Source organism: Azospirillum thiophilum, assembly GCF_001305595.1.
In the GTDB taxonomy this organism is placed as follows: domain Bacteria; phylum Pseudomonadota; class Alphaproteobacteria; order Azospirillales; family Azospirillaceae; genus Azospirillum; species Azospirillum thiophilum.
This window is the reverse complement of sequence record NZ_CP012404.1, coordinates 13,382-36,922: the sequence shown is the minus strand read 5'-3', so window position 1 is coordinate 36,922 and position 23,541 is coordinate 13,382. Positions and strand designations below refer to the sequence as shown.

14 protein-coding genes are annotated in these 23,541 nt (G+C 69.5%); 4 read left to right on the top strand and 10 right to left on the bottom strand.

Going from position 1 to position 23,541, the window contains the following annotated elements; genetic code table 11:
* Positions 1-142: 142 nt before the first annotated feature.
* From AL072_RS23060 to AL072_RS36030, 4 genes are all read right to left on the bottom strand, one after another.
* Positions 143-3,343 carry an ABC transporter transmembrane domain-containing protein gene (locus AL072_RS23060; protein ID WP_045583752.1) on the bottom strand — a complete coding sequence of 1,067 codons (3,201 nt, stop codon included), beginning with the start codon at positions 3,341-3,343 and terminating at the stop codon, positions 143-145.
* Positions 3,344-3,453: 110 nt separating this feature from the next.
* On the bottom strand, positions 3,454-3,990 hold the full coding sequence (locus tag AL072_RS23055; protein ID WP_045583753.1) for a class I SAM-dependent methyltransferase: 537 nt from the start codon (positions 3,988-3,990) through the stop codon (positions 3,454-3,456).
* Between the two features lie 126 nt (positions 3,991-4,116).
* Positions 4,117-5,421, bottom strand: coding sequence for a homogentisate 1,2-dioxygenase (gene hmgA, locus AL072_RS23050; RefSeq protein WP_045583754.1), 1,305 nt, complete (start codon positions 5,419-5,421; stop codon positions 4,117-4,119).
* 297 nt (positions 5,422-5,718) lie between these two features.
* The gene (locus tag AL072_RS36030; RefSeq protein WP_281178700.1) at positions 5,719-10,941 is read right to left on the bottom strand and encodes a two-partner secretion domain-containing protein; all 5,223 of its coding nucleotides are present in this window, start codon (positions 10,939-10,941) and stop codon (positions 5,719-5,721) included.
* A gap of 347 nt (positions 10,942-11,288) precedes the next feature.
* On the opposite strand from AL072_RS36030, the gene AL072_RS23040 reads away from it, so the two are divergent.
* Both AL072_RS23040 and AL072_RS23035 read left to right on the top strand, forming a co-directional pair.
* A complete protein-coding gene (locus AL072_RS23040; RefSeq protein WP_245636986.1) occupies positions 11,289-12,053 on the top strand; it encodes a ParA family protein in 765 nt (254 codons plus the stop codon).
* A 2-nt stretch (positions 12,054-12,055) separates the two neighbouring features.
* A complete protein-coding gene (locus AL072_RS23035) occupies positions 12,056-12,814 on the top strand; it encodes a DUF3102 domain-containing protein (protein ID WP_045583756.1) in 759 nt (252 codons plus the stop codon).
* 2 nt (positions 12,815-12,816) lie between these two features.
* On the opposite strand, the gene AL072_RS23030 is transcribed toward AL072_RS23035, so the two are convergent.
* On the bottom strand, positions 12,817-13,386 hold the full coding sequence (locus tag AL072_RS23030; protein ID WP_245636985.1) for a hypothetical protein: 570 nt from the start codon (positions 13,384-13,386) through the stop codon (positions 12,817-12,819).
* 488 nt (positions 13,387-13,874) lie between these two features.
* Between AL072_RS23030 and AL072_RS23025 the strand changes: the two genes are divergently transcribed.
* On the top strand, positions 13,875-14,792 hold the full coding sequence (locus tag AL072_RS23025; RefSeq protein ID WP_045583758.1) for a LysR family transcriptional regulator: 918 nt from the start codon (positions 13,875-13,877) through the stop codon (positions 14,790-14,792).
* Position 14,793: 1 nt separating this feature from the next.
* Here AL072_RS23025 and mmsB read toward each other — a convergent pair whose 3' ends face one another.
* The 5 genes from mmsB to AL072_RS23000 all read right to left on the bottom strand — a co-directional run bounded on the left by mmsB (position 14,794) and on the right by AL072_RS23000 (position 20,553).
* Positions 14,794-15,675 carry a 3-hydroxyisobutyrate dehydrogenase gene (gene mmsB / locus AL072_RS23020; protein WP_045583759.1) on the bottom strand — a complete coding sequence of 294 codons (882 nt, stop codon included), beginning with the start codon at positions 15,673-15,675 and terminating at the stop codon, positions 14,794-14,796.
* Positions 15,676-15,756: 81 nt separating this feature from the next.
* Positions 15,757-16,902: an isobutyryl-CoA dehydrogenase gene (locus AL072_RS23015; protein WP_045583760.1), complete on the bottom strand. Its 1,146-nt coding sequence runs from the start codon at positions 16,900-16,902 to the stop codon at positions 15,757-15,759.
* 181 nt (positions 16,903-17,083) lie between these two features.
* Positions 17,084-18,583 carry a CoA-acylating methylmalonate-semialdehyde dehydrogenase gene (locus AL072_RS23010; protein WP_045583761.1) on the bottom strand — a complete coding sequence of 500 codons (1,500 nt, stop codon included), beginning with the start codon at positions 18,581-18,583 and terminating at the stop codon, positions 17,084-17,086.
* Between the two features lie 109 nt (positions 18,584-18,692).
* Positions 18,693-19,016 (bottom strand): response regulator, encoded by a 324-nt coding sequence (locus tag AL072_RS34985; protein WP_052710183.1) that lies wholly within the window; start codon positions 19,014-19,016, stop codon positions 18,693-18,695.
* An 85-nt stretch (positions 19,017-19,101) separates the two neighbouring features.
* On the bottom strand, positions 19,102-20,553 hold the full coding sequence (locus AL072_RS23000) for a DUF7125 family protein (protein ID WP_063840376.1): 1,452 nt from the start codon (positions 20,551-20,553) through the stop codon (positions 19,102-19,104).
* 370 nt (positions 20,554-20,923) lie between these two features.
* Between AL072_RS23000 and AL072_RS22995 the strand changes: the two genes are divergently transcribed.
* Entirely contained in the window at positions 20,924-23,539 is a 2,616-nt protein-coding gene (locus AL072_RS22995) for a hybrid sensor histidine kinase/response regulator (protein WP_245636984.1), read from the top strand.
* Positions 23,540-23,541 lie beyond the last annotated feature (2 nt).

The following is a 23,541-nucleotide window of genomic DNA, read 5'->3' as shown; positions in this document are numbered from 1 at the left end:
CTCCCCCCCGCTCACGCGCAAACGACGTTTGCGCTGACGCGACAGGCGGACCTCCGGTCCGCCGAAAGCGGGGAGAGGGGCGGGGTGAGGGGGACGCACGGCGAGGATTCTCGGGGCGGCCACGCCACGCATACCCCTCACCCTAACCCTCTCCCCGGGGGGGAGAGGGGATGAATGATGCCCCTGCCCCATCGCGACCATCCCATCGTGCTTCCATTTCGGATCGATTGCTTTCGGCGGTTTTGGCCTGCAGGACGGGGGCCGGAGTGGCCGGCGCCGAGCCCGCCGGCGCCTCGCTGGTCAGGCGCTTGCCGATCTGCTGGATGACCCGCATCGGCAGGTCGGGAACCGACGGCAGCAGGCGCTGGATGGTCGCCCCGTCGAGCCGCAGCAGGCGCAGGTCGGTGCGCGCCCGGATCGTCGAGAAGCGCCGCACCCCGGCCAGCAGCTCCAGCTCGCCGATCACCTCCGGCGGCTTGATGTAGGCGATGTGCAGCGGCGGCTGGTTGTCCGGCATCAGGCGGACCAGTTCCGCCTCGCCGTCCGCCAGGACGAAGACGAATTCCGACTGGTCGCCGCTGCGGTAGATGAAGTCGCCGGCCGAAACGGTGCGCCATTCCGACGCCGCCAGCATCCGGCGCAGCATCGCTTCCGGCAGGTCGGAGAAGACGGAGGAGCGCGACAGCAGGCGCAGCGCCGGCTCGTCGGTGTCCTCGGTCTCGCCGGGCATGGTGTCCTCGTCCATGTCGGCACGCCGTTGGCCGCGCGGCACCAGCCGGCCGTCCTCCAGGTCGTAGAGCGCGTCGAAGGCCGGGTGGTCGGCGATGCGCTCCTCCAGCACGATCAGGGTCATCGCCGGCAGAAGCTCCTTCATGCGCAGGAAGATGCGCAGCCGTTCGTCCGGATCGTAGCTGTTCAGCGCCTGGTAGATCACGAAGATGTCGGGCTTCTTCGTCAGCCCGCGGACCAGCTGCAACCGCTGCCGCACGCTGATCGGCAGCAGCGAGCCGCCGATGCCGACCTCGCCCAGCGTCACCAGGATCAGCACGAAGGCCCGCGAGTCGGTCCGCTCCAGCGCCTCGTCCACCAGGGAACGGAGCTGGGTGATCGACCGCGGATCCTCGGTGGTGATGCGGCCGAACAGCAGATTGTCCATCACGTTCAGGCGCGGGTGGTAGAGATCCGGGTCGAAGATGGCGACCTTGCCGCGCAGCTCCTGCGGCATGTCCGCCAGCAGGCGGCGGCGGATCGTCATGATCGTCTCGCGTTCCGGCGGGGGTGCGAAGTCCATGCCGTCGCGCTTGGGCACGATCATCAGGAACATGGTGGCGAACAGCAGCGTGTCGGCCTCCTGGTGGAGGCGTTGCGGCCGTTCGCCGCGGCGCTTCAGGCGGGTGACCGCCTCCACCAGCTCCTCGAACAGGGCGTCGTCGATGTGCGGATAGCGCATGATCATGACGTCGCCGTCGGCGCTGTCGCGATAGACGCCGACCACCCGCATGGCGAAGCGGCGGCCGATGCGCACCGCGCTGTCCCACAGCCCGTGCGCCTCCATCAGGGCGCGGATGGTGGGGTCGGCGACCATGCGGGCGACGGTCAGCCGCCTGCCGTCCGGCAGGCCGAACAGCATGTTCTCCGCCAGGCTGGCATAGGGGTTGAAGCGGTCGCGCTCGAACCGGGCCAGCAGCGTGTCCAGCCCGCGTTCGGCGATCGCGTCCCGCAGCCAGTGGCGGGCGCGCAGCAGCGGCTGGGCGACGAAGGGGTAATCTTCGGGGTCGAACACCTCGCGCAGGCCGCGCTGGTAGACCGCGGCCTCGCCGCCGGTCGCCGCCAGGCATTGCATGAACCAGGGGCGCATGCTCGCCCAGTCGGTGGCGCCGACCATGGCGAAATCGGTCCAGATCCCGTCCATGCTGTCGACGGAATTGCCCGACGCCTCGGCCTCCTCGATCTCGCGCCGGCGGGCGGGGGTCATCGTTTCCGGATCGTCGGGCGGCGGGCGGTGGCGCAGGCCGTAGGTGATGTTCTGCATCATGCTGCCGGTGAACATGCGCGGCTCCGGGCTGGCATAGGCCATGCGGCGGCCCAGCAGTTCCAGCGGAATGGCGTCCAGCGGCTGGTCGCCGATGACGATCCGGCCGGAGGTCGGCGGCGACAGCCGCACCAGCAGCTCGGCCAGACGGCGGAGCGCCAGGGCGTTGGTGCCGGCGATGCCGACCAGCGCGCCCGGCGGCACCTCCAGCGACAGCCGGTGCAGCATGCGGTCGCCATACTCGTTGGCCCAGGTCACCGCCTCCAGCCGCAGCGGCGCCTTGAGGTCGGGCGGGGTGGCGGGCGTCGGCGCGGCCCAGTCGAACAGGAAGGGGGGCGAGAACTGGTCGGAGATCTGCTCGTACTTGATCTGGGCGTCGATCATGTTCTGGTAATAGTCGAGCAGCTCCTTCCAGGGCGCCGTCAGATCCTTGAAGGCCGACAGGGCGGCGACCAGCGCGCCGATGGTCAGGTCGCCCTGCAACACCAGATAGCCGCCGATGGAGAACAGGAAAAAGGGCGTTATCTGGTTGATGAAGTTGTTGAGGAACTTGACGAAATACTTGCGCTTGTAGATTTCGAGCCTGATCCAGTAGATGCTGCCGAGATACCGCGAGAAATCGGCCAGGACGTAGCGGATGGTGCCGTTGACCCGGACCTCGCGGATGTTCTCGACGCTTTCGCCGATTCGCTCGGACAGTTGACGGACCTTGCGCACCCGGTCCTTCCCCAGCATCTTCACCTTGATCTGGAGTTTCGGGATGATGTAGGCCTGCACCGGGATGAGGGCGATCGACACCAGCCCGATGGTCGGCTGCTGGATGAACAGGAACAGCAGGATCGTCAGCATCGTGCCGCCCTGGTAGAGCGGCTGGGCGAAGGCGTCGCCGATGAAGCCGGCCAGCGGTTCCGTCTCCGCCGCGACGGTGGAGATCAACTCGCCCTGGCTGACTTTGGAGAAGTGGGGCAGCGGGAAGCGCAGCATGCGGTCCAGCAGCATGAATCGCAGGCGCCGAACCTGCCGTTCCCCCACCACCCCCTTGAAGGTGTTGATGCGCATCTTGAAGGCGCCGTTGGCCAGCACCAGCGCCAGGAAGCCGCAGCACAGCACCAGCAGATAGGTCACCGGCCCCATGGCGACGCCCAGGATGGTGCGTTCGGGCTGGGGGTCGGACAGCGCCTGGTTGACGATGATCTTCGGCAGTTCCAGCGAGGCGTAGAGCACCGGGAAGGAGGCGATCGTCAACAGGGCGAGCAGGACCTGCTGGCGGCCGCTGTATTTCCAAATGAACTGAAAAATATTGCGATCCATCAATGGCCTTCAGCATCGCGGCCGGAGCGGGCCGCCTCGACGGGCGAAATTGCGCGGCAAGGAAGATTGGCTTGGGGGCTGCCGTTTGCCAGTGCGGCGGTCACGGCCGGTCAGCCCTCCACCCGCCAGGCATGGTAGGTCCAGCGCTCGTCGGCCGGCAGGTCGAGCCGGGTCCAGCCGGGCCGCTCCAGCGGGCGGTCGGACAGGACGATGCCGCCGGGCAGCATCAGCGCGTCGATCAGCGGCGCCAGCCATGCCGCCTGCCTTGCGTCATGGCCGCGGTCGGTGCTGCCGAAATCGGCATGGGCCAGCCGGGCGCAGCGGCCGAAGTGCTCCGCCGCCGCCGGCATGGTCGCCTGGAAGTCGCCGACGAACAGCCGGTCGCCGTCCGGGGTCAGCTCCGGCGGCACGCGGACCCACATGTCGAAGACCAGGATGTCGCGTGGCGGGAACAGGTGGCGCAGATGGTCGAAGGTGCGGCCCTTGCCCAAGCCCACCTCCAGCACCAAGCCGTCGCGGCCGGCGACGGCACGCTCCGCCCAGGCCAGCGCGTCGCGCTGCACCGTCAGCCGGTCGATCATCCGGTCGAGCAGCGAACGGGCGTCGCCCCTGCCCTCCGCACCGGTCCCGCCATCGTCGGTCTTCATCGGCCCCCTCCCCCTGCCTGTCCCAAGGATCGGCACGGGCGCAGTGTGGAAGGCCGCGCGCGTGCCGTCGAGACAAAACGTCACATGACCGGGGGACGGCGGCCGGCGGCGGCTCCCCGCCCCGGCTCAAGGCCGGGTCGGATCGAAGCGCTTCGCCAGCCCCTGCCAGCAGCGGTGATAATCGTGCTGAAGCTCGGCGGTTTCCAGTGCGTGGCGCGTCGGGCGGATGACGGCGCGGGTCTCGATCATGAAGGCCATGGTGTCGGCGATCCGCTGCGGCCGAGAGGTGTCGGCGGCGGTCGCCTTGGCGAAGGTCTCGGCATCCGGCCCGTGGCCGCTCATGCAATTGTGCAAGGACGCGCCGCCGGGCAGGAACCCCTCCTCCTTGGCGTCGTAGACGCCATGGATCAGGCCCATGAACTCGCTGGCGACGTTGCGGTGGAACCAGGGCGGCCGGAAGCTGTCCTCCTGCACCAGCCAGCGCGGCGGGAAGACGACGAAGTCGATGCTGTCGACGCCGGGCGTGTCGCTGGGCGATTGCAACACCAGGAAGATCGACGGGTCGGGATGGTCGAAGCTGATCGAGCCGATGGTGTTGAAGCGGCGCAGGTCGTATTTGCAGGGCGCGTGGTTGCCGTGCCACGCCACCACGTCCAGCGGCGAATGGCCGATGCGGGCGCTCCACAGATGGCCGTCGAACTTCGCCACCAGCTCGAAATCGCCGTCGATGTCCTCGTAGCGGGCGACGGGGGTGAGGAAGTCGCGCGGGTTGGCCAGCCCGTTGGAGCCGATGGGGCCGAGGTCCGGCAGGCGGAAGGGGGCGCCGAAATTCTCGCAGACATAGCCGCGCGCCGTCCCGTCCGGCAGCTCGACCCGGAAGCGCAGGCCGCGCGGCACCAGCGCGACCTCCTGCGGTTCGACCTCGATGGCGCCCAGCTCGGTGAACAGGCGCAGCCGGCCCTGCTGCGGCACGATCAGCAGTTCGCCGTCGGCGTCGTAGAAGAAGCGGCCTTCCATCGACCGGTTGGCGGCATAGAGATGGATGCCGCAGCCGGTCTGCGCCGAGGGGCCGCCGTTGCCGCCCATGGTGACGAGGCCGGCGACGAAGTCGGTCGGTTCGTCGGGCATCGGCGGCGGGTTCCAGCGCAGCTGGGTCGGCGGGGCCGGCAGCTCGTCGAAGCGGTTGGTCAGCAGGCCGGACCCGAGCGGGTGGAACGGCTCGTGCATCACCGCCGGGCGGATGCGGTACAGCCAGGAGCGGCGATTGTGCGCGCGGGGGGCGGTGAAGGCGGTGCCGCTGATCTGTTCGGCATAGAGGCCGTAGGGCGGACGCTGCGGCGAGTTCCGGCCGGCCGGCAGCGCGCCGGGCAGCGCCTCCGTCGCGAATTCGTTGCCGAAGCCGGACTGGTAGGTGAAGGCGGGGGACGTCATGCGGTCAGCTCCCATGGCCGGTGGGTGGGCGATGCGGGGCGGCCGGCGGGCCGCGACCATTTGCCGCTCATATAGTTTCTTTTGAAACTATACGCCAGGGAAAATTGGGGGGTGGATGCGGTGGGTGCTGCGGCGGATGCCCCCTCCCCATCCCTCCCCCGCTGGGCGGGAGAGGGGGCAGGATGCTTGTCGGCGCGACGTGGATCGGCAAAGCGGCGGCAGTCCCCTCTCCCGCCCTGGCGGGGGAGGGTTAGGGAGGGGGCATCCGCCGCAGCAACTCCCCCTCCCCCGCTCCGCTCAGTTCATCGCCCGGTCCGGCAGGTCCAGCAGGAAGTCGCCGCCCTCGTCATAGCCGGCGGTGCGGATCACGCCATATTGCGGGGTCTGCGGGGCGTCCCGGGTCACGTCCTCGCGGACGGTCTGGTACAGCGCGTAGCCGTTGCTGTCCCTGGGCAGGGCCTGCACCCGCTTCATCAGCGCCGTGGCGAAGGGGGAGTTCACGTCGCCGTCGGCCACCGGCTCGTCGCCGCCCGACGACAGCGCCATGACGGAGCGGCGCTGGCGCATCTCCTCCCCGCTGGCGAGGCGGGTGGCGTCGACCTTCTGCTCCTTGGTGAAGGCGCCGGAATAGCAGCTGTCGGACACCACCATCACATGCTTGGCCGGCATCCGGCTGAGGAAGCGGCCGATGTCGTTGTTCGACACCCAGTTGCGGGCGCTGGTCGTCTCGGCATCGGCCGGCAGCCAATAGCCGGTCCCGGTCTCCGCCAGCTCATAGCCGTGGCCGGCATAATAGACCATCACCTGATCCTGCTCGCCGACCTCGCGGCCGAGCTTGCGCAGGGCCTCGCCGATCTGCGCCTTGGTCGGGTTGCGCAGCACCCGCGTCTCGTAGCCGAGATGGTCGTTCAGCGCTTGGCCGACCGCCTTGATGTCGGCGTCCGGCGTCGCCAGGGCCGGAATGGCGCCGTCGCGGTAGCTGTCGACCGCGATCATCAGCGCGATCTTGCGCGGCTTCGGCGGGGCAGCCGGATCGGGCGCCGTCGCGGCGGCGTCGATGCTGATGCGCTGCTCGGTGGTCGCCCCGGTCTCGTCCGTCATGGTCAGGGTGGCTTCGGTGGCTCCCGGCTCCACCGGGATGCTGGTGCGGAACTGGCCCTGTTCGTCGATGAAGACCCAGCGGCCGTTCACCCGTGCTTCCGCCAGGTTGGCGCTGTCGGCGACGATGCCGCGCAGGGTCATGGTGCCGCCGCGGGTGCGGCCGCCGCGCGCCTGCCGCAGGCTGGGCAGGGCGGAGGACGCGCCCGGCCGGCCGAACATGTCCGCCGACGACGGGTCGGCGACCAGCTGGCGGAGCGCGCCGGACAGGGTCTGCGTCCGCTGCTCGCGCTCCACCCGCTGCACCATGGCGAGATAGGTGCGCGCCACTTCGGGCGGCAGGTTGGCCTGGGTGACCGCCGCCCGCACCTGGGCGTAGCCGCCGGCTGCGCCGGATGCGGTGCCCTGCAGGATGGTGCCGACACTGGCCGCCACCGGGTCGGCGCTGCCGGTCAGGCCGCCGATCAGGGTGGCGACGGGGACGCTGGCCAGCGTCGCCCGCTGTTCGGCCAGCGACAGGCCGCCGGTCGCCAGCGCCGTCACCGCCTGGACCATGCCGCCGCTGCCGGCCGCCTGGATCAGGCTTCCCGCCGCCGCCTGGACCTGCGGCGAGGCGAGCAGCTGCGGTCCCGGCTGCGACAGGGTGGCGCCGGAGGCATAGGCCGCCGTCGCCGCCGGGCTGAAGGTGACGCTGCGGCCCGATGCCAGCACGACCGTCGCCGGTTCGGGTGGCGGCGCGGGCGGCGGCGAGGTGGGGCTGCCGCCGGAGGTTTGACCGCCGGCCTCCTGGGTGCCCTGCCCCGCCGCCTGCTGTTCCAGCGCCGCCAGGAACGTCTGCGGGCTGGTGCCGGCGGTGCCGCTTCCGGATGCGGCATCGCCCGAACCGCTGGTGCCGGTGTCGGAGCCGGTGGTTCCGGCGGTGCCGCTGTCGGCCGTGCCGGCGGTCGATCCCGTGGCGGTGACGGTCGCGATCTGGGCCACCGTCTGAAGCGCCGTCTGCACGTTCGCGGCGCTCGCCACGCTTGCGGCGGACGGGCTGGTGGTGGTTGGGGTCGTGACGGTGCCGCCGCTGTCCGTTTCGCCCGTTCCGGTGCCGCCAGTCTCCGTTCCCGTGGTCGGCTCCGTCGTCGGGGTGTCCGGAACCGGAACCGGCGGCGGCGGCGGAGGGGGAGGAGGAGGAGGAGGAGGAGGAGGGGGTGGAGGTGGAGGCGGTGACACCGGGGTCACGGGCGTCACCGGTGTCACCGGTGTCACAGGCGTTACCGGGGGCGGCGGCGGCGGAGGTGGTGGCGGCGGCGGAGGGGGCGGAGACACCGGCGCGCTGCTGATCACCACGTCGCCGTTGCTGTAGAGGCTGGTCGCGATCTGGCCGGTCCCGGCTGTCCCCTGCGTCGTCACCTGACCGCCGCTCGACCCGATCCGGATCGCTCCGGTATCGGCGTCCAGCCCGATGCCGGCAACCTCGGAGGTGACGGCCGAGGAACCGGCCCTGCCGGTGATCGCGATGCCGCCGACCGAACTGATCGTGGCGGTGCCGTGGAGCTTCACGCCCCACGCCTCGTCGGCGGTCGTGGCGGTGGCGTCGCCCACGATCCTGATGGTGTCCGCCGAGGACGAGGTGGAGCGGATGGTCGGGCTGCCGTCGGCGGTGCTTGCGATGGACACGCCGGCATTCCAGCCATAGGAGGACACCGCCTTGCCGATGATGGCGATGGTCCCGGTGCCGGCATCGATGCGAGAGGCGCCGGTGATGGATACGCCGTGCCCCTGGTCGTCATAGTCGGAGCCCTCGCCCCGGATCGCGATGAGACCGCCGCCGGACTCGAGCGTGCTGGCCTCGATCGTCACGCCGGCCGCGCTGCTCCTGCCGCCCTTCGTTGCATGTTGCGTGGGGTCGCTGCCGCCGCCCAGCGTGATCGCACCGCCCGAGGTGGCGATGCCGCTGCCGATCAGAATGATCGACCCTTGGTACTGTCCGCTGCTGTTGCCGACGATCGTCACCGGCGAGCCGTCGGTCGTCACGTCGCTGTCCGACAGACTGACGTCCGCCGCCGCCTTGAGGGTGACGTCGCCGGAGGACTGCAGGGCGGTGCCGTCGTCCAGCACCAGTGAACCGGCGGATTCGATGGTGATCGGTGCCGCTTCGGTGCGGATGTCGGCGCCGGTCAGCAGGATGTCGCCGTCCGATCCGCTGCCGGCCCTGATCGAGATCGCCCCGTTGCCGAGCACGGCGATGGCGGAGCCGTCGACCATCCGGACGGCATCCAGGCCGTCGCTGCTCTCGCCCCCGCCCTCCCTGCCGGTGACATGGACGACGCCGCCTGCGGTCTGCAGCGTCGAGGCGGACAGCAGGACGCCGACATTGTTGCCGGAATAGATGCCGTTGCCGCCCTCCCCGTTCAGGGTGATCGAGCCGGCCGTCGTCTCCAGCCGGCTGTCATAAAGCGCGATGCCGTGGTTCTCGCCGCCGTCATTCTCGCCGCCCGCACCGTTGACGACGATGGCGCCGGCTCCGGTGGTGACGGTGGCATAGCGGAACTCGACGCCGGTCCGCTCGCTCACGGCCACCGGCGAATAGCGGCCGGACAGGCCGGTGGTGGCGGTCGTCGCCGGATCGGCACCGCCGCCGACGATGAAGCTGCCGCCGTTGGTGGCGATGGTCACCGTCTTGCCCGAGTTGCCGTTGATGCGAACCATGCCGTCGCCGGTATAGGCCCCGGCATTCAGGGTGAGGTTCAGCGCGCCGGCGGTCGACCCGATGCTCTCGTTGATGATGATGTTGCGGTCGGCCTTCAGCGTCAGGGTGGCGTCGCCGCCGGCCGACTTCCCGATGGCCTCGTTGACGGTGATGTCGCCGTCGTCCGTCCCGCTGCTGCTGGTCAGCAACGTGACGCTGGTTCCGGCATTCAGCGCGGTTTCGATCGTGGTGGCGGAGATGCTGCCGGTGCCGGTCGAGACGTCGTATAGCCCGCCGCCCAGCGTGTCGCTGCCGGTCGATTCCACCGTGATGTCGGTCGGGTCGAGCAGCCAGGATCCGGCCCTGCCCGCCCCTGCCGCCCGGGCATCGACGCTGCCGCGCACCTGCAGGGACAGCTTGCCGGATGTCTCGACGAAGCCGCCGTCTCCGCCCGCCGCCCCGCCGCGGGCGGAGATCGTCCCGTCGAAGCGGGTGCGTTCGTCGGCCCACACCACCACCTTGCCGCCGGTCCCGCCCTGCGTGGCGTCGGCGGTGATCGAGGCGCCCTCAGCCACCACGGTGACGGCGGACGGCGGCACCGGCTTGCGCGCCGGGCGGATGTTGTAGCCGGCCAGCGTCGCCGCCGATGCCTTGCCGCCCTGCACGTCGCCGCCGATCAGCACCTCCCCGCCCCCGGCGGCGCCCGACGCCTTGACCCGGGCCGTCGCGGTCAGGCCGGTGCGGTCGCCCGACACCGTGACGCTGCCGCCGGTCTGGCCGGCGCCCAGCCCGTCGGCATCCAGCGTGCCCGATACCTCGACGTCGCCGCCGTCGCCCAGCAGGACGATGTCGCCGCCCTGCTGCTCGACCCGGCGGGCCTGGACGGTGCCGGACATGTTGACGACGCGGTCGACCAGCCCCTTGGCCGCCGATGCGGTCATCTGGACCCGGCCACCGTCGGCGAAGATCGAGCCCTTGTTCTCGACCAGCGCGTCGACCGGCTTGCCGTCGGCACCGATCGGGCGCGCATCGGTCTTGGCGTCCAGCGCCAGATTGATCTTCTGGTCGCCGAACAGGTCGACGACGAAGCGCCGGCCGGAGGCCAGCGTCACCTCGCCGAGCCGCGCCTGGATGGTGCCGCGGTTGGAGACGCCGGGGGCCACCAGCGCCGCCAGCCCGGCCTCTGCCACCGTGATGGCGCCGTCATTCTCCACCGTCGCGGTCGAGCCGGCGCGGCCTTCGAAGCGGTAGCGGCCGGCCATGAAGTCGTCGTTGCGGATGTCGTGGGTGGTGGCGATCAGCCCGCCGACATCGACGCGGGCGTTCGGCCCGAACAGGATGCCGTTCGGGTTGACCAGCCAGACCTGTCCGTTGGCGGTCAGCCGGCCCATGATCGCCGAGGGGTCGGAGCCCACCACGCGGTTCAGCGTGATGGAGCCTGCGTCCGGCTGCCGGAAATCGGTGTGCTCGCCCTCGCGGATGCCGAAGCGCCGCCAGTCGATCACCGCCTTCGACGTCGATTGGATGATGTCGAGCCGGCCGGGGCCGCCGGGCTGGATCGTCGCCGAGCCTTCGGTCACCACGCCGCCTTCGGGATTGGCGAGCGCCGGGGCGGGCAGGGCGGCGGCCGTCGACAGGGCCGCCGCCAGGATCGCCAGCCGGGCCGCCCCCGCCAGTGCCGTGCTGCGGCGCAATGCCAGCCTGTGCCCGATCCCGCTGGTTCCGCTCCCCGCAACGCCGCTCACACCCGATCCCCGCATTACCGATCCAATCCCCTGGAGATGCCCGCGCAAGCTTGCGGGAAGGCAATACCCTGTCCGAATTCCTGGAGTGCGAAACATTTTAGCGATCAGCGGCTTGTACGGAAACATCGAAAGTGGTGACGGAATGTTTCCGCACGGCAACAGGGCCGAAACACGCGTGTCTGAACCGCAGGCGTTACCGGTAACGGATTTGGCCTGGAAGGCGTTACCGGTAACGGGTCTTTGGTACAGAGACCGTCTATTTCCATGGTTCAGGTCCCGCCTTTGCCCTTTCGACGCGCCGGCCGATCCGCTAAGAAGAAGGCCGTCACGCGATGCAGGGGGAACAGATGGCCGATCCGACCGCCGTCGCCACGAAACGGTCTGCGGGCAAGTCAACAGCCAGGGATGCCGGTAAATCACCCGCCCGGCCGGCGGACCGCAACGCCGATAGCCCGGTACAGTGCGTCGCGCAGAGGCCGGCCCGCTGGGTGGTCTACAGCGCGCCCAAGGGCGGCACCGGCAAGACGACCAGCTGCAAGAACACCGCGGTGGCCGCCGCCAGGGACGGTATGCGGGTGGCGACGCTGGATTTCGATCCGCAGCGCACGCTGGGCCAATGGCACGAGCTGCGCCGCCCGCACGACGTCGCCGCCATCGACCATTACGAAGGCACGCTGGAGGCCATCGACGAGGCGCTGGCCCAGATCGACCCGACCCGCTACGACATCGTCTTCGTCGATACCCCGCCGTCGGTGGAGCTGTATCCGGAAGCGACCAAGATCCTGCTGCGCCGCGCCGACCTGGTGCTGGTGCCGACCGGGGTCGGCCGCTTCGACAAGATGAGCGTCATTCCCTGGATGGAGTTCCTGCGCGACTATGGCCGCCCGGCCGCCTTCCTGCTGAACCGGGTCAAGCGCCGGTCCGTCAGCCTGCGGGAGGCGAAGCTGGAGCTGGGGCGGGTCGGCCGGCTGGTGCCGCACGAGGTGCCGGACATCGAGGACATGCACCGGGTCGACGACATCGGCTGTTCCATCGTCGATGTCGGAGCGGTGAACGGCGCCGACGAATGCCTGGGCGCCTGGTACTTCATCCGGCACGAGCTGGGGATCTGAGCATGGTCAACGTCAAGTCCTTCATGAAGAAGGCGGCTGAGCAGGGCAAGGCCGCTCCCCAGCCGGTCCCCCAGGCCGCCGCGTCCCCATTGCCCGCCCGCTCCTCCCCGGCGGCGGTGGCGCCGTCCAAGGCGGACCGCAGGGCGGCAGACATCAGCGACGCCATCGTGCCCTGCCACACCCGGCAGGAATTCGCCCAGGAGATCCGCTACCACTGGAACCGCAGCCGCAAGGAATTCCTGTCCATCGGCCGCTACCTGAACCGGGCCAAGGAGATCCTGCCGCACGGCGATTTCGAGGCGATGATCGAGAGCGACATGCCCTTCTCGGTCGAGACCGCCTTCCGCTTCCGCGCGGTGGCGGAGGCGGTGGACACCGGCCGGCTGTCGCTGGACGTGCTGCCGGGGGCGGAGAGCGTCGCCTACCAGATCGTCACCATGACGCCGGACGAGCTGGAGCGTGCCAAGGCCGAGGGGCTGGTCCGCCCGGACGTGACCCGCCGGCAGCTGATCGACTTCAAGCGCTCGCTGCGGCCGCCGAAGGATGTGACGCCGAACGACCGGCGCCGGCAGCTGCTGGCCGAATATGCCCGGCTGGGGGCGAGGATGGCCGACATCCGCGGCGAGCTGCTGCGCGACCATGGCATCGACCCGGACCATGGCCATGGCCGCGCCAACCGCAGCGGCGTGACCATCGATGTCGAGGCCGAGGATATCGGGCCGGACGATGTGGGGGCCGAGGCCGGCGACGGCGCGTCCTGACCTCAGCGGCGATGCGACAGGTGGGAGCCGGTCCCGCCGTCGCCGCGTCCCGATGAGCCGCGTCCCGATGACGGGCCGCTGCCCAGAAGGTCGGTCAGCGCGCGGAAATCCCGCTGGAAATTGCTGAAGAAATCACTGCCGCCCCCGGCGCGCTCGATGCGTGCCGGGGAGCGTCCGGTGGCATGGGAACCGCTGCGGCTGGAGGCGCTGGTGCGGCTGTCCGGTACCTTCGGCTTGCGCGGCGGCGTCATCACGGAAGCGGGTGGGGCATTGGGCAGAGGGGCGGCCAGGGGGGCAGGCAGGGATGCGGTTTCCGGCGCGCGGGCGAAGGCGTCGCCGCACAGGCCGCGGTCGGCCGCGCGTTCCAGGCCGCCCGGATCCAGCAGCCAGCAATCCAGCGCATCGGTCTGAGGCATGCCGGAGGTCTTCGCCGCTGCAGGGGGCGGAGCGTGCAGGGGAGCGGTGCCGTCGGGCGCGAACAACATCGGCTCCGCCATGGCGGACGGCGCCGCGGACAGCATGGCGGTGACAAGCAGAATGGCACGCCCCGCCCTCACAAATGCCGTCGCCATCGCCAAGGCCGCTCCGTTCCGCTCCGCCGTCCGGCCGTTTCCCGGCATTGCCCATCCTTTTCGTTCGCCGCACCCATACCCCTCAACAGATAAACGTCCCGGCCGGCAGGATCGTCCGTATGAAATGGGGGGTATCCGCCGTCAGGCGCGGTACTCCGTCGGGGAAGGGGGCAGGGCAATCGCATTTGGCAGCAATCGCCCTCTCCCGCCCCGGGAGAGGGAGGGGACCCACGAAGTGGGGAGGGTGAGGGGTGGGGCAAGACTCCCGAACCGCATGGCTTCGTGCCTGGCCCCTCACCCTTCCCACCGCTTCGCGGCGGGCCCCTTCCCTCTCCCGGGGCGGGAGAGGGAGCCAAATGCGATCACCCTGGGGGAGGGGGCGGGCCGTCGGCAGCTGCGGCATGGTCGCAAGGGGCAGGTTGCCGCACTTGTCAGGCGGGCGGGTTGGTGGGACAGTTCGGCCCCCGTTGCATCCACGACCGGCGGATATGGCCGATTTCAACTGGAACGACCTGCGCTTTTTCCTGGCGGTGGCCCGGGCCGGCACGCTGACCACGGCGGCCCAGCGCCTGCGTGCCGATCACACCACCGTCAGCCGCCGCATCACGGCGCTGGAGGAGGCGCTGCGCGTCACCCTGTTCGAACGGCGCCCCAGCGGCTTCACCCTGACCGCGCAGGGCGAGCGGCTGAAACAGACCGCCGAGGTGATGGAAAGCGCCGCCCTGCTGGCGCAGGGGATGGTGGCCGACGGCGATCTGGCACTGGCCGGTGCGGTGCGCATCGGGGCGCCCGACGGCTTCGGCAGCTGCTTCCTGGCGCCGCGCATCGGGAGCCTGTGCGAACGCCATCCCGAGCTGGAGGTGCAGCTGGTCGCCATGCCGCGCGTCTTCAGCCTGTCCAAGCGCGAGGCCGATATCGCCATCAGCCTGTCCTGCCCGCAGGAAGGCCGGCTGTTCGCCCGCAAGCTGACCGATTACCGGCTGGGGCTGTACGGCACCGCGGCCTATCTGGATGCCCGTCCACCGATCCGCAGCCGGGCCGACCTGCGCGGCCAGTCCTTCATCGGCTATATCGACGACCTGATCTTCGCGCCCGAGCTGGACTATGTCGAGACGATCGGGGAGGTGGTGCCGCGGATCAAGAGCAGCAGCCTGGTCGCCCAGCTGAAGGCGACGCTGGCCGGGGCGGGACTGTGCATGCTGCCCGCCTTCATCGCGGCGAATGAGCCGGCGCTGGTGCCGGTGCTGCCGGACGAGCTGACGATCACCCGGTCCTTCTGGCTGATCGTGCATGAGGATCTGCGCTCGCTGGCGCGGATCGCCATGACCGCCGACTACATCGCCGACCTGGTGCGGCGGGAGCAGGCGCTGTTCCTGCCCCCGCCGGCCAGTTCGATCACACCCTGATTTACCCCTCGCCGCGCAGCATGCGGATGATGCCGGAGAAGTCGGTGCCGCCCTGGCCTTGGGCGTTCATCATCGCGTAGAGCTGCGCCGCCGCCGCGCCCAGCGGGGTGGGGGCGCCGGCGCCCTGCGCCGCTTCCTGGGCCAGCTTCAGATCCTTCAGCATCAGTGCCGCGGCGAAGCCCGGCTGGTAGTCGCGGTTGGCCGGGCTGGCCGGCACCGGGCCGGGGACCGGGCAGTAGCTGGTCAGCGACCAGCATTGGCCCGACGAGGTGGAGGAGACGTCGAACAGCGCCTGATGCGACAGCCCCAGCTTTTCCGCCAGCACGAAGGCCTCGCAGACGCCGATCATCGAGATGCCGAGGATCATGTTGTTGCAGATCTTCGCCGCCTGTCCGGCACCGGCCCCGCCGCAATGGACGATCTTCTTGCCCATCGCCTCCAGGATCGGGCGGGCCTGCTCGAAGGCCCCGGCCTCGCCGCCGGCCATGAAGGTCAGCGTGCCGGCCGAGGCGCCGCCGACGCCGCCCGACACCGGCGCATCCAGCGAGGCCGCGCCGTATTCCGCCGCCTGCGCATGCGCCTTGCGGGCCGAGTCCACGTCGATGGTGGAACAGTCGATCAGCAGGGTGCCCGGCCGTGCCACCGGGGCGATCTCGCCATAGACGCCCAGCACATGCTTGCCGCCCGGCAGCATGGTGACGACCACCTCGGCCGCGGCGGCGATGGCGGCGGGGGAGGCGCCGATGGTGACGCCGGCCGCCTCGGCCGCCTCGATCGCCGCCGGCACCAGATCGTAGCCGACCACCTGATGCCCCGCCTTCACGAGGTTCGCGGCCATCGGGCCGCCCATGTTGCCCAAGCCGATGAAACCGATCACAGCCATCGTCGCGTCTCCCGTTGGTTTGGTTTTTATGGTGCTTCCCCCTCTCCCCCCCCGGCGAGAGGGGACTAAGGGTCGTGTTGGTCAGGCCATCCGGCCGATCTCGCTGCGCGAGACGATCAGGCGCATGACCTCGTTGGTGCCTTCGAGGATCTGGTGGACCCGGAGGTCGCGGACGATCTTCTCGACGCCATAGTCGGCGAGATAGCCGTAGCCGCCGAACAGTTGCAGGGCGTCGTTCGCCACCTCGAAGCCGGTGTCGGTGGCGAAGCGCTTGGCCATGGCGCACAGCCGCGTCGCATCCTTGGCGCCGGCATCCAGCGCCGAGGCGGCGCGGTGGACGAAGGTGCGGGCGGCCTCCAGCTCGGTCGCCATGTCGGCGATGCGGAACTGCAGCGCCTGGAAGCGGTCCAGCGTCTGGCCGAAGGCCTTGCGCTCGGACATGTAGGTCAGCGCCTTGTCGAGCGCCGCCTGGGCGCCGCCGATCGAACAGGCGGCGATGTTGATCCGGCCGCCGTCCAGCCCCTTCATGGCGAACTTGAAGCCCATCCCCTCCTGACCCAGCAGGGCCGAGGCGGGAACGCGCGCGTCCTCCATGATGACCGCGCGGGTCGGCTGGGCGTTCCAGCCCATCTTGTGCTCGTTGGCGCCGAAGGACAGGCCGGGCGTGTCCCTGGGCACCAGGAAGGCGCTGATGCCGCCGGGGCCGTCCTCGCCGGTGCGGGCCATGACGAGGTAAAGCTCGGAGCTGCCGGCGCCGGAGATGAACTGCTTGGCGCCGTTCAGCACATAGCCGTCGCCGTCGCGCACGGCGCGGGTGCGCAGCGCCGCGGCGTCGGAGCCGGCATTCGCCTCGGTCAGGCAATAGCTGGCGAGCCATTCCATGCGGCAGAGCTTCGGCAGCCAGTGGGCCTTCTGCTCGTCGGTGCCGAACCTGTCCACCATCCCCGCCACCATGTTGTGGATGGAGATGTAGGAGGCGATGGTCGGGCAGCCCTGGCTCAAGGCCTCGAAGATCACTGCGGCGTCGAGGCGGCTCAGCGCCGAGCCGCCATGGTCCTCCGCCACATAGATGCCGCCCATGCCGAGCTCGCCGGCGGCGCGCAGGGTTTCGACGGGGAAATGCTTCTTCTGGTCCCACTCGACGGCGTTGGGCGCCAGCTCGTCGCGGGCGAAGGACAACGCCATGTCGCGGATGGCGACCTGGTCTTCGGTCAGTTCAAAGGACATGCGTCACCTCAATCAAGGCCCTCTCCCGCCCCGGGAGAGGGAGGGGACCCACCGTAAGGTGGGGAGGGTGAGGGGTGATCCAAGGATAAGCGCAACGATCCTTGTCGTCCCCCTCACCCTTCCCATGCTTCGCATGGGCCCCTTCCCTCTCCCGGGGCGGGAGAGGGAGGCTAAGGACCCATCACTCCATGGTCGGGATGACGAAGCTGGCGCCGTCCTTGACGCCCGAGGGCCAGCGCGAGGTGACGGTCTTGGTCTTGGTGTAGAAGCGCACCGCGTCGGGGCCGTGCTGGTTCAGGTCGCCGAAGCCCGAACGCTTCCAGCCGCCGAAGGTGTAGTAGGCGAGCGGAACCGGGATCGGCACGTTGATGCCGACCATGCCGACGTCGACGCGGGAGGCGAAGTCACGGGCGGCGTCGCCGTCGCGGGTGAAGATCGCCACGCCGTTGCCGTACTCATGGTCGTTCGGCAGCGCCAGCGCCTCTTCGTAGGAGTCGGCACGGACGACGGAGAGGACCGGGCCGAAGATCTCCTCCTTGTAGATGCGCATGTCCGGCTTCACCTCGTCGAACAGGCAGCCGCCCATGTAGAAGCCGTTCTCGTAGCCCTGCATGCTGAACTCGCGGCCGTCGACCGCCAGCTTGGCGCCTTCCTTGACGCCGAGATCGACGTAGGACTTCACCCGGGCCAGATGCTCGGCGGTCACCAGCGGGCCGAAATCGGCGCTGCTGTCGGTCGAGGGGCCGACCTTCAGGCCTTCCACCCGCGGGATCAGCCGCTCCATCAGCGCGTCGGCGGTCTTCTTGCCGACCGGGACGACGACCGAGATCGCCATGCAGCGCTCGCCCGCCGCGCCGTAGCCGGCGCCGATCAGCGCGTCGGTCGCCTGGTCGAGGTCGGCGTCGGGCATCACCAGCGCATGGTTCTTGGCGCCGCCGAAGCACTGCACGCGCTTGCCGGCCGCGCAGCCGCGGTTGTAGATGTATTCGGCGATCGGGGTGGAGCCGACGAAGCCGACCGCCTTGATGTCGCGGTCGTCGAGGATGGCGTCCACCGCCACCTTGTCGCCATGGACGACGTTGAGGATGCCCGGCGGCAGGCCGGCTTCCAGCATCAGCTCGGCCAGCTTGACCGGCACGCCCGGGGTGCGCTCCGACGGCTTCAGGATGAAGGCGTTGCCGCAGGCGATGGCCGGGGCGAACTTCCACATCGGGATCATCGCCGGGAAGTTGAACGGCGTGATGCCGGCGACGACGCCCAGCGGCTGGCGCATCGAATAGATGTCGATGCCGGGGCCGGCGCCGTCGGTGAACTCGCCCTTCAGCAGATGCGGGATGCCGCAGGCGAACTCGACCACCTCCAGCCCGCGCTGGATGTCGCCCTTGGCGTCGATGATGGTCTTGCCATGCTCCAGCGACAGCAGCAGCGCCAGCTCGTCATAGTCGCGCTGCACGAGGTCGAGGAAGCGCATCAGCACGCGGGCGCGGCGCTGCGGGTTGGTGGCGGCCCAGCCGCGCTGCGCCTGCTTGGCGTTCTCGACCGCGGCGCGCATCTCCTCCACGCTGGCCAGCGGCACGCGGGCGCGCACCTCGCCGGTCATCGGGGAATAGACGTCGGCGAACCGGCCGGACGTTCCGGAAACCGGCTTGCCGCCGATCAGGTGCTGAAGTTCGGTGGTCATCCTATTGTCCTCCCTCGGGATTGTTGGTCACCATGTGGACCTGAGCGGCCCCGTGGATCGACCCGAAACTTTGCGCATCGGTTGTGCAGGAATGCAGGAGGCCCCGGTATCAGTTGCTGGAGGGCCTGCGGTCGACCAGTCGCTGCAGGGTGGCGACCAGGATGGGCACCTCCACGGGCTTTTCCAGGAACGCGTCGATGAGGATCCTGAAATCCGGTTCGGACGGAATGGCGGCGGTGAGCAGGACGATCGGCAAGCTTTGGAAGCCCGGTTTCGCCCGGATCTCCCGGATCATCTCGATGCCGTTCATGTAGGGCATCATATAGTCGGACAGCACGACGTCGGGAACCGCCTCGATCAGGCAATGCAGCCCGTGGCGGCCGTCGCTCGCCTGCGTCACCTGGAAGCCCTCCATTTCCAGGACCAGCGTCATGGCAGCCCTGATTCCGGATTCATCCTCGACGATCAGTATGTGGCCTCGGGATTGCGGAGCGGAGAAGGTTGCCATCGTCGGCGGCCTAAAGGATGTTCGGAGAGGCGGTATCGATTGCGGCAGATGCCGGCGCTGCGCCCGATATGGTGCCTCCCATCCGGATGCCCCGGTCGGTGATGGAATATTCCCGGATCGACCGGTCGAATCCGCTCTCGCGCACCTTGACCAGCGTGAGCGTGCGGCGCATCTGGGATTGTTGTTCGACATAGCGCAGCAGGACGATGTTTTCCGCGACCGCGGAAATGCTGCCCAGCGATATGTGGTGTTCGCCGCCCATCAGGAACGGCAGTTCCATCGAATAGACGGTGGTCACGCCCTCGTCACGCAGGGTGCCGGTCAGCGCGGTGAGGAACGATGGCAGGCGTTCCTGGAAGATGACCGAGTGCGCGAAGGCGTCGACCCCGTCGACGAACAGGCGCGCCACCTTGCGCTGCCGGACCCTGTCCAGAAGTTCGTAACCCAGTTGATCCAGCAGGTTTTCCGTGGGCGGGCGCCAGATCATCTCCACCGCGCCGGATGCCATCAGCCCGTCGAGGTCGATCCCGTAATTCTGCGCCCTGCGCTTCAGCCTGGCGGCATTCTCGTAGAAGCCGAAGATCAGGCCGGGCTCCGACGGCGTGCATTGCGAGATGAAATGCAGGCCGAGCGTGGTCTTGCCGATGCCGGTCGGCCCCAGCATCAGGGTGGCGGAGCCGCAGGGCAGCCCGCCGTCCAGCATCCTGTCGAGGTCGTCAACGCCGGTCCCGAGACGCCCGGTTCCGGCATCGGACCAGGACGTACCCGCCAGCACGCTTTCGAACCGCGGCAGCACCGTGAGGCCGGCCTTCGAGATCGTGAACATGTGCTGGCCGGCGATGAAGTCGCTGCCCCTGACCTTGTGCACGGTCAGCGTGCGGTAGGAGCGGGTATCCTTGCACCGCGCCGCCAGTTCGATCCAGCCGTCCACCATGGTGTATTCCGGATTGGACGATTGCCGCGCGCTGTTGGTCAGCAGCAGGACCGTGCATCCGAGCAGGTTGGCGAGCATCGCCAGATCGTTGATGAACTTGCGGAACTCGCAGGCCGATCGGGCCGTTTCCTCCAGAACGAACAGGCCGTCGAGCACGAGCAGCGACGCCTTGCGGGACTTGGCTTCGGAAACCAGGAACTCCAGGACGCCGGGAAGCCCGTCGCGCATGAGCTTGTCGAAGCAACTCACGTAATAAATCGACGACGGGACATGCTCGCTCTGATAGAACTCCATCGGGCTGAGATGCTTGAGCAGGCGGTCATGGCTTTCGGCCAGCAGGGTCACATAGACCGAGCGTCCCCCGCCGGAGGCGTGGCGAAAGCAGATCTGGTTGGCCATCACCGTCTTTCCGACGCCCGGCGATCCTTGCACGATGAACACCGAGCCGACCGGAAGGCCGCCCTGAAGAACCCGGTCCAGACCGGGTATGCCAGTGGAAATCCGTTCCATCATGCTCTGCTCGACCATTTCCGACATCCAATACCAGCAGCTTTCGATGGTGCCCCATCGGGAGCCGTCGCCTCAATCGCCGGCGCGGATGTCCGCCCGCCTGGCTTCGCGGGCACGAATCCGCCGGCAGCGACCGGTCCTTGACCGGTGCCGCCAGCATGGGAGCTTCCGGCCGCCGAGTCTCCAGTCACCCGTAAAAATTGTCAAGTGAGCCTTGGGGCGGGCATCGCGCGTCGGCGCGCCCCGAATTCCGCCCGCATCGCCCCCGCATCGCCCGGATGCCGCCATCCTATCCGAATTGCCTATTAGTGGATGTGAAGACGGTCGGATTGCACAATCAATATGCGCAACGATATGCTCCGCGGACCTGACATAGGATCACATCTGAATGGCCATGGGCCCGACGACGCATACCCTGCCGGACCTGCGGCCCCCCAAGCTGTCGTCGCGGTCGCTCCGGATGCGGACCTGGCTGATCCTGCTGGTGACGGCCGTGGCGGTGCCGCTTGTCCTCTTCTCCGCCGCCCTGCTGGCCTGGAACACCAACACCCAGGCCGGGCAGACGGAACGGCAGGTGCGCGACCGGGCGCGCCAGCTGGCCGAGGATGTGGACCGCGAGGTTGCCCGCCTCATCGCCTCCGCCGAGGTTCTGGCGACCTCCGAGAGCCTGGCGAAGGACGATTTCGCCACCTTCCACCAGCGGGCCGTCGAGGTGCGCGACCGTCTCGGCACCAACGTCGTCCTGCGCGACCTGGAGAACCGGCAGCTCGTCAACAGCCGGGTTCCCTGGGGGACGGCCCTGCCGGTGAACAGCGGCTTCGAGGCCGACCGGCTGGCGGTCGAGAAGCGGACGTCGCAGGTCTCCGGCCTGATCATCGGCGGCGTGACGCGGGCACCGCTGTTGATCGTGGTCACACCGGTGATCCGCGACGGGGCTGTCCGTTTCCTCCTGAGCCTGACCCTGTCCCCGGAGCGGCTTCAGGCCATCGTCTCCCCCGACCGCATTCCGCCCGGCTGGCGGGCCGGGGTGATCGACCAGGACGGCACCGTCATCGCCCGGTCGCATCTGGCCGGACAGTTTGTCGGCAAACAGCTCCCCGACACGCTGTGGAGCGGAATGCGCGAGGTGCGCGACGGAATCCACCGGGCGATCAATCTGGAGGATGTGCCCGCGTTCCAGGCCTTCAGCCGGTCCCGGACCTCCGGCTGGGTGGCCGTCACGAGCGTTCCCCAGGCACTGATGGCCGAGCCCGCGCGCCAGACGCTCCTGCTCTTCACCGGCGGCGGACTCGTCCTTTTCCTGATCGGCATCGGTGCCGCCATCGTCCTCGGACGCCGCCTGACCCGCCCGGTCGCGCAACTCGCCCAGGCGGCGGAGGCGCTGGGAGCGGGCCGCCTGCCCGCGGCCGAAGCCGGGGGCGTCGTCGAGATCGACGCGGCCGGCGGCGCGATCCGGGACGCGGCGGGCCTCATCCTGCGGCGCGAAGCGGCATTGGCCGAAAGCGAGGCGCGTTATCGGGCCATCGTGCAGACCGCGGTGGACGCCATGGTGGTCTTCGACGAGGGGGGCGTCATCCACTCCTTCAACCCGGCGGCCGAACGCATCTTCGGCCATCGGGAAGAGGAGGCGGCCGGGCAGGCCGTGACGATGCTGATACCCAAGCCGTATCTCGCCGCCTTCGACAGCTGCCTTGCGACCTGCCGGCAGGCCGGCGAGTGGCGGACCGTCGGTGCCGGCTGCGAACTGGCCGGGCTGCGCAAGGACGGCTCGACCTTCCCGATCGAACTGGCGCTTGCCGGGTGGAGCTCCGGCGGGCGCCGTCTCTTCACCGGCCTGATGCGCGACATCACCGAACGCAGGCGCGGCGAGGATGCCCTGCGCGCGTCGAAAGCCGAGGCCGACCGGGCCAACATCGCCAAGTCAAAGTTCCTCGCCGCCGCCAGCCACGATCTGCGCCAGCCCGTCCAGGCCATGATGCTGTTCCAGGCGGCGCTCAAGGGGCGCCTCGACGGGCATCCGGCGTCGCCGCTGCTGGACTCCATGGGCGAGGCGATGGGCGGGCTGCGGATGCTGCTCGACAGCCTGCTCGACGTGTCGAGGCTCGATGCCGGACTGATCGTCCCCCAGCCGACGGGCATGGCGGTCGGGCCGCATCTCGAGCGGCTCGGCGCCGAATACCAACTCCAGGCCGCGGCCAAGGGGCTGCGCCTGCGCATCGTCCACAGCGAAGCCACGGTCCGCAGCGACCCGGCCCTGCTGGAGCGCATCCTGCGCAACTTCGTCGAGAACGCGCTGCGCTATACCGAGCGCGGCGGCGTGCTGATCGGATGCCGGCGGCATGGCGGGCGATTGCGCATCGAGGTGGTCGACACCGGCATCGGCATCGACGCCGGCAAGCACGAGGAGATCTTCGAGGAGTTCTTCCAGCTCGGCAATCCGGAACGCGACCGCGGCAAGGGGCTGGGGCTCGGTCTGGCCGTGGTGCGGCGCGTTGCCCGGCTGCTCGGTCACGACATCACCATCCGCTCGGTGCCGGGGCGGGGATCCGCCTTCTGCGTCGAGGTGCCGATGGCGGCCGGCCGAATGCCGGTTTCCGGATGGCCGGACCCTCATGCCCCCGCCGGCACTCCGCCCGGCCTGATCCTGATCATCGACGACGAGCCCCTGATCCGCATGGGCCTGCAGGCGATGCTGGAGGGCTGGGGGTACCGGGTGCTGACGGCCGGCTCCGTCGAAGACGCCGTCCGCCATGTCGAAAGCGGGGAATGGCCGAACGCGATCCTGGCCGACTACCGCCTGCGCGGCGGAGAGACCGGACTGGATGCGATCCGCGCCGTGTACGAGCGCCTCGACGCGCCGGTGCCCGCGACCATCATCACCGGCGACACCGCGCCGGAGCGGCTGATCGAGGTCCGGGAGGGCGGCCACGCGCTGCTCCACAAGCCGATCGCCGCGCACGAACTGCGCAACGCGGTCGCGGAGATGCTGGAGGCGGCGGAGTGAGG

What these genes read in the sequence shown, in the direction of transcription:
- AL072_RS23060 (WP_045583752.1), bottom strand. Translation starts at nt 3,343, where the DNA reads ATGGATCGCAATATTTTTCAGTTCATTTGGAAATACAGCGGCCGCCAG.
- AL072_RS23055 (WP_045583753.1), bottom strand. Translation starts at nt 3,990, where the DNA reads ATGAAGACCGACGATGGCGGGACCGGTGCGGAGGGCAGGGGCGACGCC.
- hmgA (WP_045583754.1), bottom strand. Translation starts at nt 5,421, where the DNA reads ATGACGTCCCCCGCCTTCACCTACCAGTCCGGCTTCGGCAACGAATTC.
- AL072_RS23040 (WP_245636986.1), top strand. Translation starts at nt 11,289, where the DNA reads ATGGCCGATCCGACCGCCGTCGCCACGAAACGGTCTGCGGGCAAGTCA.
- AL072_RS23035 (WP_045583756.1), top strand. Translation starts at nt 12,056, where the DNA reads ATGGTCAACGTCAAGTCCTTCATGAAGAAGGCGGCTGAGCAGGGCAAG.
- AL072_RS23030 (WP_245636985.1), bottom strand. Translation starts at nt 13,386, where the DNA reads ATGGCGACGGCATTTGTGAGGGCGGGGCGTGCCATTCTGCTTGTCACC.
- AL072_RS23025 (WP_045583758.1), top strand. Translation starts at nt 13,875, where the DNA reads ATGGCCGATTTCAACTGGAACGACCTGCGCTTTTTCCTGGCGGTGGCC.
- mmsB (WP_045583759.1), bottom strand. Translation starts at nt 15,675, where the DNA reads ATGGCTGTGATCGGTTTCATCGGCTTGGGCAACATGGGCGGCCCGATG.
- AL072_RS23015 (WP_045583760.1), bottom strand. Translation starts at nt 16,902, where the DNA reads ATGTCCTTTGAACTGACCGAAGACCAGGTCGCCATCCGCGACATGGCG.
- AL072_RS23010 (WP_045583761.1), bottom strand. Translation starts at nt 18,583, where the DNA reads ATGACCACCGAACTTCAGCACCTGATCGGCGGCAAGCCGGTTTCCGGA.
- AL072_RS34985 (WP_052710183.1), bottom strand. Translation starts at nt 19,016, where the DNA reads ATGACGCTGGTCCTGGAAATGGAGGGCTTCCAGGTGACGCAGGCGAGC.
- AL072_RS23000 (WP_063840376.1), bottom strand. Translation starts at nt 20,553, where the DNA reads ATGGTCGAGCAGAGCATGATGGAACGGATTTCCACTGGCATACCCGGT.
- AL072_RS22995 (WP_245636984.1), top strand. Translation starts at nt 20,924, where the DNA reads ATGGCCATGGGCCCGACGACGCATACCCTGCCGGACCTGCGGCCCCCC.